Origin of the sequence: Streptomyces sp. 7N604, assembly GCF_052245475.1 — a bacterium.
Classification (GTDB): Bacteria; Actinomycetota; Actinomycetes; order Streptomycetales; family Streptomycetaceae; genus Streptomyces.
In genome coordinates this window covers 19,447-33,043 of record NZ_JBQQBX010000026.1, presented here as the reverse complement: position 1 = coordinate 33,043, position 13,597 = coordinate 19,447, and the positions used below count along the sequence as shown (strand labels likewise).

At 66.9% G+C, this 13,597-nt stretch carries 14 protein-coding genes and 1 pseudogene; 11 read left to right on the top strand and 4 right to left on the bottom strand.

Features of this window, described 5'->3' with window-relative positions; translation table 11 throughout:
- Window positions 1-59 precede the first annotated feature (59 nt).
- The 4 genes from ACTWP8_RS26730 to ACTWP8_RS26715 all read left to right on the top strand — a co-directional run bounded on the left by ACTWP8_RS26730 (window position 60) and on the right by ACTWP8_RS26715 (window position 4,010).
- Window positions 60-497: a hypothetical protein gene (locus tag ACTWP8_RS26730; protein ID WP_443324667.1), complete on the top strand. Its 438-nt coding sequence runs from the start codon at window positions 60-62 to the stop codon at window positions 495-497.
- A 120-nt stretch (window positions 498-617) separates the two neighbouring features.
- Window positions 618-1,718: a PLP-dependent cysteine synthase family protein gene (locus ACTWP8_RS26725; protein WP_443324666.1), complete on the top strand. Its 1,101-nt coding sequence runs from the start codon at window positions 618-620 to the stop codon at window positions 1,716-1,718.
- Window positions 1,715-2,989, top strand: a complete 1,275-nt coding sequence (locus ACTWP8_RS26720; protein WP_443324665.1) for an MDR family MFS transporter — start codon at window positions 1,715-1,717, stop codon at window positions 2,987-2,989. The genes ACTWP8_RS26725 and ACTWP8_RS26720 overlap by 4 nt, the downstream gene beginning before the upstream one ends.
- A gap of 262 nt (window positions 2,990-3,251) precedes the next feature.
- Window positions 3,252-4,010, top strand: a complete 759-nt coding sequence (locus ACTWP8_RS26715) for a beta-glucanase (protein ID WP_443324664.1) — start codon at window positions 3,252-3,254, stop codon at window positions 4,008-4,010.
- A 268-nt stretch (window positions 4,011-4,278) separates the two neighbouring features.
- On the opposite strand, the gene ACTWP8_RS26710 is transcribed toward ACTWP8_RS26715, so the two are convergent.
- Complete coding sequence (locus tag ACTWP8_RS26710) at window positions 4,279-4,614, bottom strand: hypothetical protein (protein WP_443324663.1); 336 nt, start codon at window positions 4,612-4,614, stop codon at window positions 4,279-4,281.
- 591 nt (window positions 4,615-5,205) lie between these two features.
- Between ACTWP8_RS26710 and ACTWP8_RS26705 the strand changes: the two genes are divergently transcribed.
- Window positions 5,206-5,859, top strand: a complete 654-nt coding sequence (locus tag ACTWP8_RS26705) for a class I SAM-dependent methyltransferase (protein WP_443324662.1) — start codon at window positions 5,206-5,208, stop codon at window positions 5,857-5,859.
- 153 nt (window positions 5,860-6,012) lie between these two features.
- Here the strand turns inward: ACTWP8_RS26705 and ACTWP8_RS26700 are convergent, their stop codons facing one another.
- Window positions 6,013-6,423: an FxLYD domain-containing protein gene (locus ACTWP8_RS26700; protein WP_443324661.1), complete on the bottom strand. Its 411-nt coding sequence runs from the start codon at window positions 6,421-6,423 to the stop codon at window positions 6,013-6,015.
- Between the two features lie 131 nt (window positions 6,424-6,554).
- Here ACTWP8_RS26700 and ACTWP8_RS26695 point away from each other — a divergent pair.
- Window positions 6,555-7,349, top strand: a pseudogene (locus ACTWP8_RS26695) (IS5 family transposase).
- A 168-nt stretch (window positions 7,350-7,517) separates the two neighbouring features.
- Here the strand turns inward: ACTWP8_RS26695 and ACTWP8_RS26690 are convergent.
- The gene (locus tag ACTWP8_RS26690) at window positions 7,518-8,489 is read right to left on the bottom strand and encodes a GNAT family N-acetyltransferase (protein WP_443324660.1); all 972 of its coding nucleotides are present in this window, start codon (window positions 8,487-8,489) and stop codon (window positions 7,518-7,520) included.
- A gap of 648 nt (window positions 8,490-9,137) precedes the next feature.
- Here ACTWP8_RS26690 and ACTWP8_RS26685 point away from each other — a divergent pair.
- From ACTWP8_RS26685 to ACTWP8_RS26665, 5 genes are all read left to right on the top strand, one after another.
- Window positions 9,138-9,371: a hypothetical protein gene (locus tag ACTWP8_RS26685; protein WP_443324659.1), complete on the top strand. Its 234-nt coding sequence runs from the start codon at window positions 9,138-9,140 to the stop codon at window positions 9,369-9,371.
- Between the two features lie 127 nt (window positions 9,372-9,498).
- The gene (locus tag ACTWP8_RS26680; RefSeq protein WP_443324658.1) at window positions 9,499-9,840 is read left to right on the top strand and encodes a hypothetical protein; all 342 of its coding nucleotides are present in this window, start codon (window positions 9,499-9,501) and stop codon (window positions 9,838-9,840) included.
- Window positions 9,841-9,925: 85 nt separating this feature from the next.
- Window positions 9,926-11,182 (top strand): DUF7224 domain-containing protein, encoded by a 1,257-nt coding sequence (locus tag ACTWP8_RS26675; protein WP_443324657.1) that lies wholly within the window; start codon window positions 9,926-9,928, stop codon window positions 11,180-11,182.
- Window positions 11,183-11,188: 6 nt separating this feature from the next.
- Window positions 11,189-11,752 (top strand): hypothetical protein, encoded by a 564-nt coding sequence (locus ACTWP8_RS26670; protein ID WP_443324656.1) that lies wholly within the window; start codon window positions 11,189-11,191, stop codon window positions 11,750-11,752.
- A complete protein-coding gene (locus tag ACTWP8_RS26665) occupies window positions 11,749-12,483 on the top strand; it encodes an ABC transporter ATP-binding protein (RefSeq protein WP_443324655.1) in 735 nt (244 codons plus the stop codon). Before ACTWP8_RS26670 ends, ACTWP8_RS26665 begins: the two co-directional genes overlap by 4 nt.
- A gap of 227 nt (window positions 12,484-12,710) precedes the next feature.
- Here ACTWP8_RS26665 and ACTWP8_RS26660 read toward each other — a convergent pair whose 3' ends face one another.
- Entirely contained in the window at window positions 12,711-13,229 is a 519-nt protein-coding gene (locus ACTWP8_RS26660) for a hypothetical protein (RefSeq protein WP_443324654.1), read from the bottom strand.
- Between the last annotated feature and the right edge of the window lie 368 nt (window positions 13,230-13,597).

Below are 13,597 nucleotides of genomic sequence, written 5' to 3'. Positions count from 1 at the left end.
GCCAGACGAGTGGGCTAATGGGTGAGCCCAGGAGCGAAACGTCCGATAACGTGCGCTTTGTGCATGATCGCGATCGCAGAGGGTTCCTGGCGCTGGTGCTGGCGCTGCTGGCGGCCTTCTGCTGCACCGCGGCAGGCTCGCCCGTACATGTGCACACCCTCCCCCACGGGCACGCCCCTTCGTACGGGCACACCCACGAGCACGAGCATGAGTACGAAGATGGGCCTCGCGATGACGACTCAGCCGACGTCGACATCCCGGCGGACCCCGCCCCGCACCAGCCCGGCGACCACTGCTCCCGGGAACCTTCGCAGCCGTCATGGGAGCATGCGGGCCACCGCACGGTGCTGAATCCCGCAACGCTGCCCGCACCTGTCGCGGATGTATCCGCCTCGCCCGAAGCCGGGCTCGGGTCAGGGCAGCTCGCCTTTGTTAGCGGGGCGCCCATAACCGCGGGCCAATCCGCACAGTCCCATCTCTGCCTCTGGCGCATCTAGAAGACAGCCGTCCGGACCGGCTCGTCGGTCCCTCACCCCTGCCTGCCCTCCGCCCCAGGCGCCCGGGGTGAGTCGCTGCTGTCCTACGGCGATCTCCTCGAACCAGAAGGCAGTCCCCTCATGAGTAACCTCTCCACCGCTCTGCTCTCCCGCGGCGCGGGCCGCGCGCTCGCCGCCGCTGTCGGCAACACACCCGTCCTGCGGATCGGGCACCCCTTCGCCCCGGCAGGACGGGGCTTTTGGGCCAAGCTCGAAGGCTTCAACCCCGGCGGGCTCAAGGACCGCGCGGCCCTGCACCTGGTCGCCCGCGCCCGCGAGCGGGGTGACCTGCGGCGCGGCGGCACGATCGTGGAGTCCACCAGCGGGACCCTGGGCCTCGGGCTCGTCCTGGCAGGCCGGATCTACGGCCATCCGGTCACCGTCGTCACGGACTCCGGCCTGGAACCGGACGTCCATCGTCTCCTGCGCGCTCACGGCGCCCGGGTCGAGGTGGTCACCTCGCCGCATCCCACCGGGGGCTGGCAGGAGGCCCGGAACATGCGGGTACGCGAACTCGTTGCCGAACATCCCGGATCGTGGTGCCCCGACCAGTACAACAACCCCGACAATGTCGATGCCTACGCGCCGCTGGCCCACGAGCTGCTGGCTCAGCTTCACCGCGTGGACGTCCTGGTGGTCAGCGTCGGGACGGGCGGGCACTCAGCCGGCGTCAGCCGGGTTCTGCGGGCATGCTTCCCCCGCCTGACCGTCATCGGGGTGGATGCCACCGGTTCGACGATCTTCGGCCAGCCGGCCCGCCCCCGGCTCATGCGTGGGCTGGGCAGCAGCATCCATCCGCGTAACGTCGCCTACGAGCAGTTCAGCGAGGTTCACTGGGTCTCGCCTGGGGAGGCCGTCTGGGCATGCCGCCAACTGGCGCGCTTCCACTGCGCCTCCGGGGGGTGGAGCGTCGGCGCCGTAGCAGTGGTGGCCGGCTGGGCGGCCCGCAGCTACCCCGCAGGGACCCGCATCGCAGCGATCTTCCCGGACGGCCCCCACCGCTACCTGTCCACCATCTACAACGACGACTACTGCACAGAACACGACCTGCTGGCGGTTCAGCCCGCAGAGGAGCCGGAGGAGTTCAAGCAGCCGGACGAGGGCGAGGCCCTCCGCTGGACCCGCTGCCTGCAGGTCGTCGACCCCCTCGCCTCCCCCGGTGCGACGGAGGCCGGCCGATGACTACGGGAATCCTCCGCCAAGCCCGCTCCTATGACCGCAGCGTCCAGCTGCTGCTCCTCAATCAGTTCACGATCAACCTCGGCTTCTACATGCTGATGCCCTATCTGGCGCAGCACTTGTCCGGCGAACTCGCGCTGGCCGGCTGGCTCGTCGGGCTGATCTTGGGCATGCGCAACTTCAGCCAGCAGGGCATGTTCCTGCTTGGTGGCAGCCTGGCCGACCGGTTCGGCTACAAGCCGCTGATCGTGGCCGGCTGCACCCTGCGCACGGTGGGGTTCGCCGCCCTCGGAGTTGTCGACACAGTTCCCGGTCTGCTGGCCGCCTCCGCGGCCACCGGCTTCGCCGGGGCCCTGTTCAACCCAGCAGTACGCGCCTACCTGGCCCGCGACGCGGGCGAGCGCCGGGTCGAAGCCTTCGCGCTGTTCAACGTCTTCTACCAGGCCGGAATTCTCGCCGGACCGCTCATCGGACTCGCCCTGACCCGGGTCGACTTCCGCCTCACCTGCCTGGTCTCCGCCGCGGTCTTCGCGCTCCTCACCCTGGTGCAGATCCGCGCCCTCCCGCAGGCGCGGGGCGCGGAGACCGGCCCGCGCGAGAGCCTGGCCCGGCAATGGCGTCAAGTGCTGACCAATCGGTCCTTCCTGCTGTTCGCCGCCTCGATGACCGGCTCGTACGTGCTGTCCTTCCAGGTCTACCTCGCCCTGCCGATGACCCTGCGGGACACGGCCCCCGACGAGACCACCGGCACGATCGGCATCGGCGCCCTGTTCGCCGTATCCGGACTGACCACCATCCTCGGCCAGACCCGTATCACGGCATGGTCCAAGCGACGATGGTGCGGGGACCGGGCCATCAGCTACGGCCTGGCGCTGATGGGTGCCGCCTTCCTGCCACTCGTGCTGCCCGTGCCCACCACCGGGCCGATGCGCTGGATCGGCACCCTGGCACCCGCGACCATCTGCGGCCTCCTTCTCGCCCTGGCCACCATGCTCGTCTACCCCTTCGAGATGGACACCATCGTCGCCCTGGCCGGGGACCGGCTCGTCGCCACCCACTACGGCCTGTACAACACCGTCTGCGGCATCGGCATCACCGCCGGCAACCTCTTCACCGGTGCCGCCTTCGACGCCGCCCGCCACGCGGGAACCCCCGCCCTCCCCTGGCTGCTCCTGACCATCCTCGGCCTGGTCTGCGCGGGCGCCGTCCACCTCCTGAGCAGATCCGGACGCCTGACGCCACAACGATGGAAACCGGCTGCCGCGACGGCATAACAACCGCGGCCATCGCGCTCGGCACCAACGGCCCGTCCCCACCCGCCGGCCCAACGCGCCATTGGTTCGCACACTCACGGCATACGACGGCCTGTTCGTGGCCGGGGCACCTGCCCGGGGCCGTCGCCCGCGGGCGTGGGCCGTACCGACATCGTCCGCGTCCTTCATCTGCCTGGCGGATAGCCGGCGTCCAGCCCGTTCCTGAGCCACTCGCGGCCGACGGGACAGGCTCGGCCCGGGAACAACCGAAAGGGAAAACATCATGCTCAATCGCGCAAACGCGCTGATCGGACGGATCAGACAGAACCGCAAGTCCAGCCCCACCGTTCTCACTCCAGCACGCCCGGCCCCGCCATCGCGAACACTGGCCTTCACAGCCGACTTCTCCTCGCAGGACCAGTGGGCCGCGAGCAGTTCCTGGGCCTCCCCGGATCAGGTCCCGACGGCAGGAGGAGCCGGAGACAACCGGCTCGACCACCGGGTGACCGACCCCACGTACTCCCGCAGAGGGACCTTCAAAGCGACCCGGCGCGGCAACGGCACGTGGCGGACGGGCCTGCTCACCACCGAAGGCAGCAATGAGGGATTCACCGTACGCACCAGCGACGTACTCAAAGCCCGGGTACGACTCCCCAGCAAACTGGGCGCATGGCCCGCGATCCGCACGTGGCGGGACGGCGGCAACGAGATCCGGATCTTCGAGTATCACCCGGACCATCCCACGGTGCTGGAGTTCTCGAACGAGGTGAACGGCGGCGGGTACGCCTACTCGAACCCATCGATCCAGCCAGGCGCATTGGTCGACCTGCAAGTCGAGTTCGGCGCCGAGTCGGTCATCTGGTGGGTGAACGGAATCCGAGCGCACTCGGACGTCGGAGGAGTCGGCATCGATTGGTTCGCTCACCTGATCGTGAACCTCTCGGTGTGCGCGGGGAAGCACCACCCTGCACCGGAACAGTCCGTGTCGTGCATGTCCTACAAGGTCGATCACCTACGCGTGTACCGGCCCACACTCTGCTGAGCACAAACACAGGATCGGCGCCGTCCGGCAGGCATGACGCACAGCAGCTGTGACGAGTTCGCGCAGAGGCGTCGGGGACGACGACCGCCGCGCGGCTGTGCTTCTCCCACAGGGAGGCGAAGGATGGTGATGCGCTCGGCCGCGGCAGGGAGGAAGTCGCCGGTGCCGGCAGGTGGGATCGATGGTCGTGTCGTGCAGGCCGCGTTACGGCTCTGCTGCGCACCAGTGCCGCTGGATGGTGCGGCTCAAGGCAAGAGGCGCAGCGCCATCAGGGCCACGGCCGCCTGAGGGCCGTTCTGCGCGACTCCCCGCGCAGGCGCATGCGGTCGATTCCGGCACGGGTAGCGGCGTTGTCCAGTGATCGCAGCGCCAATAGGAGGAAGCCGATGTCGTCGAGCAGGATCGGATCCGGCAGCAGATCGACCGGGAGTACCAAGTAGCCGACCGCTGCCCAAAAAGCCACCTTGCCCGACGCAGGAATACCCGCCTCGCGCAGGAGTCTGCGGGTGCGTAGGAGCCGTAGCAGCAACTTCACAGCGACCAGCACGGTGACAGCCACCACCACTGTGGCGGCGAGCAGCCACGCCATGCCTTTCCCGCTCATGCAGTTCCTTCCTCGTCGTGACCGGCTTCTCGGCAAGGTTGCACAGGGGCTTCCGCTTTTGCGGCCTGGGCACACCGAGACCGCGGTCGGTTCGGTCGCCGAGAGCCGCCGTAGCGTTCGGAACTTGTCCGGCCCTGATCGACCGGCGAGGGGCTCGCTCGCTGGCCTCGTCCGAGTCGCGCGACCTGGAGCCACCTGGGTGACTCATGGTCAGCGCAGGGTCCGGGCGTCATGCCCGACGTCTCCTGCATTCGGCCTGATTGAGGAGCGGCCATGAGGCGCGAGTCGAGAATCTCCCGTGCCTCTTCGGGCGTCTGCGCCGCGACGGGCTGCCAGATCATGGCCCAGTGCGCTGTAAGTGTTCGCCAGAAGCGGTGACCGCCCTCGGGAAGGAATCGCATGGCCAGCTGGCGGTCGTGGCCGAACACGCCGTGACCCTTGCCGTGCCCCGGCTGGCTGCTGCGACTGTGCATACCGGCCAAAGCCCGACCGGCAGCGACCCGGAGGCCTTCGCGCACCACGCCAGTCGGCCGAATCGTCCGGCCCAGGTGGCGGGCGGTGCTGTCAGTGACAGCTGAAAGGCTCAGCCGCATGACGAACTCCGATGCCATCACCGCCTATTGGGACGCTGCCGCTCCCAGTTTCGACGACGAGCCGGACCACGGCCTGCGGGAGGAGGCGACCCGCGAGGCGTGGTCGAAGCTCCTGGTCTCCTGGATGCCCTCGCGCCCGGCCGACGTGCTGGATGTCGGGTGTGGAACCGGGTCACTGTCGCAGCTGCTGGCCGAGGCCGGGCACCAAGTGACGGGAGTGGACCTCTCCCCACGAATGGTCGAGCAGGCGCGGGCCAAGCTCACGGCCGCCGACCTCCAGGGCCGTTTCCTGGTAGGCGATGCCGCAGCACCGCCCACGGGCGAGGACCGGTTCGATGTCCTGCTGTCCCGGCATCTGGTGTGGACCCTGTCGGACCCCAAGGCCGCGCTGAACGAGTGGGTCACCCGGCTCCGGCCCGACGGCACCCTGATCCTCGTCGAGGGCCGGTGGCGCGAGGCCGGGCAGAGCGGCGTGCCGTACGTGGCGGGAGCCGAAACGCTGCCCTGGCACCACGGCGTCGGAGCAGATGAGCTCAGGGCCGCCGTGGCCCCGCTCGTCACCGACCTGCACGTCGAACCACTCAGCGACAACCCAGACCTGTGGGGCGGCCCGGTGACCGACGAACGCTACGCGCTGATCGCCCGGATCTGACTGACTGACCCGCGGACTCCCCCCGGCGCGGGACTCCCGCTCACTTGGCCGCTGCCTGGGGGCCTACGGCTCATCGCCGCCATCCTGGTCGCGCAGGGGGGTCGGGGAGTTGTCCGGCGCGGTCGCGCCGGTGGGCTGAACTTCAGGCCCCACTCAGTCGTCGACCGTGTAGACGTCCACGATCTCCGCCCCCTTCATGTCGGATGCGGAGGGATCTGAAAGGCTCACAGGCGTACTCTCGTGCGCGGTCTGCCCGGGCTTCACGTTGGAGACCGTGGGCTCCGCCATTGCCAGCCGGTTGCCGTCGGCGTCGAGGAACGCGATCTGGACGTTGTAGTCGTGGATCTCGTCCGTGGTGTTCTTCAGAGAGAACTGGACCTCGCGCCACACCTCGCCGTCGAGGTTCTCGTCCTTCTGCCCAGTGATCTTTGCCGTACCTGCAGGAGTATCTCCCTCTGATATATCCAGCGCATCGGGCACAGCAGTGACGGTTTCGGTGACAGTGGCGGTGGGCTGGGCGGCGGCGCCGTCGCCCCCGCAGCCGGTAAGTGTGGTGGCGAGCACGACACTTACGACTCCTAACAGAAGGAGGCTTCTGGACCTCTGGGAATGACGGTGTGTCAGTTCTCGTTGATGCTGGCCGAAGGGGGTGCGAGCCAGTCGAGACGAGGAAGACCGCTGCCAGACCGTGGGAGATCGACGACGAGTTGTGGGCGCGCATCGAGCCGCTGCTGCCGGTCGTCCCACGTAATCCGCGGCGTCCAGGTCGTAAGCGTCTGGATAGTCGCAGGGTGCTGTGCGGGATCCTGTTCGTGCTGTACACCGGGATCCGCTGGGAGTTTCTGCCCCAGGAGCTGGGCTTCGGCTCGGGGATGACCTGCTGGCGACGGCTGCGGGACTGGAACGAGGCCGGGGTCTGGCAGCGCCTGCACGAGCTGCTGCTCTCCGAGCTGCGGGCCGCAGACCTGCTGGACTTCTCCCGCGCCGCGGTCGACTCCAGCCACATCAGCGCGATGAAGGGCGGGCCGGCCACCGGTCCGTCCCCGGTGGACCGGGGCAAGGCCGGCAGTAAGCACCACCTGATCGTCGAGGCGCACGGCATCCCGCTCGCGGCAATCACCACCGGCGGCAACCGCAACGACGTCACCCAACTGATCCCGCTGATCCAGGCCGTCCCGCCGATCCGCGGCAAGCGCGGCCAGCCACTGCGCCGCCCCGAGCACCTGTAGGCCGACCGCGGCTATGACCACGAGGTCTACCGGGACAAGGTCCGCCGGTTCCAGATCACCCCGCACATCGCCCGGCGCGGCACCGGGCACGGCTCCTGCCTGGGCGTGTACCGCTGGGTCGTGGAAGGAGCGATCGCGCTGCTGCACTGGTTCCGCCGCCTGCGTATCCGCTGGGAGATCCGCGACGACATCCACCACGCTTTCGTCACCCTTGGCTGCGCCGTCATCTGCTGGCGACGACTGCGCACCGCACTTTGTTGAGAGTAAGGGCGGGCGATCGCCCCAGGGGATGGCCTGCTTGGCTTTATCCGCGGGAACGGACAGCACTTCGACACTGGTCCAGGAGGTGTCTTGCCGTCGGAACTGGCTCGGAATATTCACGGGTTCTGACAGCACCGGGCCTTCCTAGCGGGCCGAGCGCGGCGGTGGTCAACGCCAGTCGTCGATCACATACGCGTCGGGGTGGCTGTACCCGGGTTCGTTGGGCCTGTGCATGGTCACGCCCTGCAACCAGGTGCGGAAACCGCGGCCGATCATGCGCCGGTAGGCATCCGGGCGACCCAGGTTCATGCCAGCGTCCAGTTGCCCCAGCCCGCGCTCGGCGGCCAACCGCTCGCATGCGTCGAGCAGTCGCTCGAACCGGTCGGCGGCCTCCGGACCAGGACGTACGGCGCCGAATTTGACGAAGCACACGTCCAGGCCAGCCTCCGACCCGGCTCCGCAGTGGCAGACGGCCAGGCCGTCGAGCTCGGAGCCAGCGCCATGGAGCAGGATGGTGTCACCGAGCCCCTGCGCGTGCGCGGCCACGATCTCGCGTTCCAGGCTCAGGCCCTCGTACACGGCTCCGGTCAGTGCGCGACAGAGGCTCAGTGCGTCGGGCCGCTCGGCGGCGGGCAGTTCGCCATAGAGCACCCGGCCGGGGACTGCGGCACCGTCTGTGACCTGCTTCTTCATGATGGCTGTGAGGAATCGAGGCCAGAAACCGTACCGGCGGTAGAGCTCAAGATGCTTGGGACTGTGCGCGAAGGTGAACAGGCCGAGGTGGCGATTCCCCCAGGCGTCGAAGCAGTCGATGACCGGCTCCATCAGACGCCTGCCGATGCCCTGGTCCCACAGATCCGGACGTACGGTCAGCGGTCCGAAAAACCCGACGCTGCCCCAGTTGGCGGCGAAGTTCGATCCAACTACTTCGCCCCCGACCGTCGCTGCGAACGCCGCCTGTGGATCGGCCGCCCAGCGGGTGCGGACGTAGTCGACGGTCCCGAACGGATCAGGTGCCCCCAGGAAGGTCCCGAAGGCGACCCTGCAGATCTCATCGGCCCGATCCAGGTCCGCCTCATCCAGCGGGCGGACTGATACCGGGGCCGCGCCACTCTTGCGCTCCGCTGCTGGTGGGACCATCACTCTCTCCTTCCTACCCCCGTTCCATCGCACCACGGAGGTGCGCCGCAGGCGAGGTGAACGGTCCGGCGACACCCCCGAGGATCGAGGACCAAGCCGGTCTGCCTTGCCTTACCGCGGGAACCGCAGCAGGTAGCCGGCGCCAGCGACCACCATGGCCGCCGGATCGTCCTCTCCGACTCCACACGATGTAGTCATCACACCGACGCGCAGAGTCGCGCGCTCGGAATGGGCGACGACGACTTTGACCTCATCCATGGGCGACCAGTACCCCGGGGATGATCGCTGACGTCACCGGGTTTATCGCGTGCGATTACGCGGCTGACCGCGTCCCGCTACCCGGCGGCCTCGTGCACGACACCGACCTCTGACCAGGTCAAGCCCACCACTTTTGTTAGGAGTCCTTATGGCAAGTACGGCGATTTCGGTGTGCATCGGCCCCCAAGGCTCGAATGTGGCGCAACGGTACGACAGAGGCGCCTCCCTGCGGGCAGCTTCTCGAAGGCTCACGACTTCCCAGGCCCATATCGGCCGAGAGGGGCTGTTAAGAGGCCCTAACAGAATGATCGCGGCGGGGTTGACCTCGGCGCCGGGTTGATCGTGCTGGGGCTGGCGCGACCGAAGCCATGGAGGCCAACGACGAGCTGTGTGGCTGCGGGCAGTGCCACCGAGCATGTCTACGGGCTTGGCGCTCAACCATGGGTCCTGCAGCGCGTCTTCGCGCTCCTGCGCCCTCCTCAGTCTCTGGTGCGCGCTCACCTGCTGGAAACAGCCTGTTGCGTTTACGAACTCTTTACTTACGCCTTGATTGTTGTTGCCAATACGATCAGCGCGTTTCTCGGCTTTGACGTGCGCATGGTGGTTTGTCTGTGCGTGTGCTGAGGATGTCCTCATAAGAGAAGAAGAGGGACTCATGCGTCCGATAGGTGCGAAGCTCAAGGCTGCGCTCGTTCTCAGCGCCAGCGCAGTGCCACTGCTGGGAGCAGGCACAGCCGCACAGGCTCATGGCATGACGGACTACCTGTGGCGGAGCTACTGGTACAACGCTACAGAGGGGATGGAGTCCCGGTACTGGGAGGACTCGCAGTTCACGGAGATCATGTATGTGACCTGCTCAAGCAGTAGCAACACCTCAACCGACGTTGAGCTGTGGAAGGAGATCAACAACTGGCCGGATGAGAGCCGCGGTGACCGAAGATTCACTGCCTGCTTCAACGGCTACATGTCCCACAGTGACGGGGAGTGGCACGATCTCCCGTCTGACAAGTACTACTTCGAGATCTCCGACATCGCCGGCTCGAGCTGGCTTGATGTGGATGACGTGCTGGTCGACAACACCCTGGCCGACTAACCAGCACACCAAAGCAAGGAGACGGCCTGGCAGCTCACTATCGCTGCCGGGTCGTCCTCCTGCTGTCAACGAAGGACAGTCATCCGTGAGACTTGGCACCCGACTGCGCACATCCTCGGCACTGCGTGCTGCACCGTTCGCCCTTGCTCTTCCGCTTTTCTACTACTTCAACGGCTCTGGGCAACCGCCGTTCGACCCCTACGGGCATGCCCCGACCATCACTTCCTATGCTCTGGCGTTCGCCACCTCTTTCGCCTACGCGGTCGCATCCGCGCTCGGCGCGTGGGAGGCCGGCGCGCTCAAGCACGGTGGTATCTGGCAGTTGGCGCCGTTCCGGTCTCGCTACCGAATCGCTGCGGAGTCCCTGGCTCCTGTCATCGGCCTTGCCTGGCTAATGGTGCTCGTTCCCGCCACTCTGGCGCTGGCACGCGCACAGGTGTGGCCCACGGTAGCGAGCCTTGGGCCACTCGGGGTCGGCCTCATCGTGTCGGTCGCGCATGCGGTGATCGGGTTCGCTATCGGACTGAAGGTGCCCCGGACGATAGCTTCTCCGGTGTTGGCCGTGATGGTCTGGATCTTGGTTGCCTTCTCCAGGGCTATGGATTCTCCGTGGCCGCGGCATCTGTCAGGGCAGCATGCGGAACAGCTGATGTTCGGCGAAGCAGCCACCCTTGCCGGCTTGTGGCCGCACGTGGCGTTCACCGGAAGCCTCGCACTCGCCGCGTGTCTGTTGTGGCTGCGCAGCCGTCTCGTCGCCGTTGTCACCGCTCTTGTGGTCGCCGCAGTCGGCACGACAGGAGCATGGGCGGCAGTCAAGGACTGGGACTACAACCCGAAGCTTGCCATCGGCCAGACCTCCATACGCTGTCTTCCCAGCGAGCCCGGCAGCGGACTGAGGGTATGTATGCCAGCAGCAACCTCATCCGCTCTGCCGGATGTTCGAAGGGAAGCCCTCTCGGTGCTGGAGGACTTCCGTTCCGCTGGAGTCAGAAGGAGCCCGAGTCTGATCACGGACAACCTCGTCTATGGGCGCTTCGCTGTTCCTTCCACAGAGCGGACGTGGCGTATCCCGCTGACCAAGGCCGCCAAGAGCAAGCAGCTGCGCTTCCAGATCGTCCTCAAAACGGTCGGCTTCACATGCTCTCGACCGGATCCAGCACTGCGCCGGTCGGCGATCGCCTGGGCTGCGCACATCACGGGCACGGGAGGCGACTGGGAGAAGATGCGGCAGGCCATCGGCGGAGGACCATCCGAGGAAGAGATGAAGCGCATCGTCGAGCTTCCTCACCACGAGCAGGCCGTCTGGTTCACCCGTACAGTCCGCGACGCTTGCGAGAGGTGAGGCACGGTGTGGTGGTGGATCAAAGCACGTCGCGCGCACACGGTCGCCCTTACCGGGTGGGTGGTCACACTCGGCCTCGGCCTGGCGATCGGAGACAGCACCGTGGAGCTGCCCTCACTTGTCAGCGTCACCTACCCCGCTGTGCTGACCATGTTCATCCCCATCCCACTGGTCTCCGCGCTGATGCTGTCCCTGGAATCCCGGATCCCGGCTGCGGAGGCCAGCGGGGTGCGACGGTTGAAGCAGCGGGACGCGGCACTCGTCTCCACTGCTGTGGTGGCGCTCCTCGCAGCTGCTGTGGCAACGTCCTCCGAACCTGTAGCGGCGGTAGGCCGTAACGCCGCGTTCCTCATCGGGCTGATGCTGGCTGCTCGTCCGTTCGGCCAACTGGCCGTCATGCTGCCTGTCGCCTGGACCATGCTGGTGGTGTTTATCAGTCGCCCGGCCCCTGACCCCTCACCCTGGTCCGTCCTTCCCGAGGCGGCCGGCGTTCCACACGCTTCTGCCGCCGCCGCGGTCATGTTCTCTGCCGGTATCGCTGTTCTCTTCCTTCCCAAGGAGCACCGTTGAGCCTGTGCCTGTCGTCTTGCACCTACGCCTACCGCAGATGGCGTCAGCCCGTCCTCGACCACCTGGATTACCGCCTTCCCGAGGGGTTGACGATCCTGCTGGGGCCGAACGGCGCGGGAAAGTCGACGCTGCTGAAGCTCGCTGCCTCCGTGAATCGCCCGCAGTCCGGGACCATTGCCTTCAAAGACATTCCGTCGTCCGCGCGGGCCTACCGGCAGCAAGTGGCGTGGATGCCACAGACCATCACGGCGATGCCGTCATTGACCGCACGTGAGTACGTCGCCTACTGCGGCTGGCTGAAGGGGATGAACCGTTCCGACGCCTGGCAGCGAGCTGCTACAGCGTTGGCGAGGGTTGAGCTGGCGGACCGTGCGGGCATGAAAACGACACAGCTGTCCGGTGGACAGCTTCGGCGTGTCGGCGTCGCAGCAGCGATCGTCCACGATGCGCGGGTACTGCTTCTCGACGAGCCGACCGCGGGAATGGATCCACGTCAGCGGCGTGTCTTCTATGACCAGATCAGGGGGTTGGTCGACGAGGTGTCCGTCATGATCTCAACCCATGACATCGCTGATCTGGCGGAAGAAGCCGATCATGTGACGGTCCTGACCGACGGGAAAATCGTCCACACCGGAACGACCAGCAGCTTCCTCGATCATGCGTCCGATGATGTTGCAGAGGGACGCCGGGCTGAAGCCGCCTACACCGCGCTTGTCGGCGTCGACAGCTGATGCAGTGCCCCTGTCTGCGTGGTCTGTTCTCTCCGCAGGCAGGGCCATGACCGCGGCGCCAGCGCAGATGATCAACCCGGCGCCGAGGTCAACCCCACCGCGATCATTCTGTTAGGGCCTCTAAGAGCTGGGCATCGGCCGGTGGCCGCGGCGGCACGCAGGGCTCGACGGTGGAGAACGTTCTCAGCTGATCTGCGTGAACCACACCGTCTGTCTGCTCTCGTGGGTTAGCTGAAGCCGACGATGGAGACCACCTGGCGATGAACCAGCTCTTCGAGGAAGGGATTGGGTCGCAGACACGGGCCGTAGGCCCACTCCATCACGTTGAGATGCCAGGGCTTGTCCCGATGGTCGAGGATGCGGTGGGCCGTGATCACCTGTGCGATGTCACCGAAGGTCTCAAGGCGAGTGAGGAACTGGTCGGCAGCGCAGACCGCGGCGGCTACACGGAGAGGGTCCCTCCACGCTGCACCTACCCGGTTCGCCCGAGGTGCACGTGTCGTCCGCAGGGCATACAGGAGCGCAGGGTCCCCCCGGCGATACATGGACGGTGTGAGAAGTGGGATGAGCACAGCCGACAGGGAAGCCAGGCGTCTGGCGGCGGTGGTCGGAACTTCCTCGAGCCAGGCATTGATCCGTGCTTGCAGGGTGAGGACATGCTCATCGCTCACGGGCACCGGCAGGGAACGGGCGAAGGGGAAGCCGCACTCTTCGTCGTACCCGTATCTCTGGACGTGGTCGGCCACTCTGCCGTCGCACGTCTCGCGCAAGGTCGAATTGACTCCGAAGTATGCGGGTGCGTGGCAGCACTGGCATTCACTGACCAAGTAGGCGCGGTGCTTGATGCAGGCGAAGGACCAGGGGAGCATCCACCGGATCGGCCAGCGCCCGCCGTCATCGACGGCTATACGTAGCCCCTGATCAGCGCATTTCGTCGGTGCCCCACCACGAGAAGCTCCGCAGGTCCGCGGATCTGCGGAGCTTTTGTCTTGTCTGCTGCCGGTCAGATGCCGGTCAGCTGTCTGACGGGAGCCTGGCCGCGGTCCGTTCGCCCGGTGGGCGCGACTGGTGGGTGCGCCTGGTGAGTGCGCGTGGTGAGTGCGACTTTCGTCGC

What these genes read in the sequence shown, in the direction of transcription:
- ACTWP8_RS26725 (WP_443324666.1), top strand. Translation starts at nt 618, where the DNA reads ATGAGTAACCTCTCCACCGCTCTGCTCTCCCGCGGCGCGGGCCGCGCG.
- ACTWP8_RS26720 (WP_443324665.1), top strand. Translation starts at nt 1,715, where the DNA reads ATGACTACGGGAATCCTCCGCCAAGCCCGCTCCTATGACCGCAGCGTC.
- ACTWP8_RS26715 (WP_443324664.1), top strand. Translation starts at nt 3,252, where the DNA reads ATGCTCAATCGCGCAAACGCGCTGATCGGACGGATCAGACAGAACCGC.
- ACTWP8_RS26710 (WP_443324663.1), bottom strand. Translation starts at nt 4,614, where the DNA reads ATGAGCGGGAAAGGCATGGCGTGGCTGCTCGCCGCCACAGTGGTGGTG.
- ACTWP8_RS26705 (WP_443324662.1), top strand. Translation starts at nt 5,206, where the DNA reads ATGACGAACTCCGATGCCATCACCGCCTATTGGGACGCTGCCGCTCCC.
- ACTWP8_RS26690 (WP_443324660.1), bottom strand. Translation starts at nt 8,489, where the DNA reads ATGGTCCCACCAGCAGCGGAGCGCAAGAGTGGCGCGGCCCCGGTATCA.
- ACTWP8_RS26680 (WP_443324658.1), top strand. Translation starts at nt 9,499, where the DNA reads ATGACGGACTACCTGTGGCGGAGCTACTGGTACAACGCTACAGAGGGG.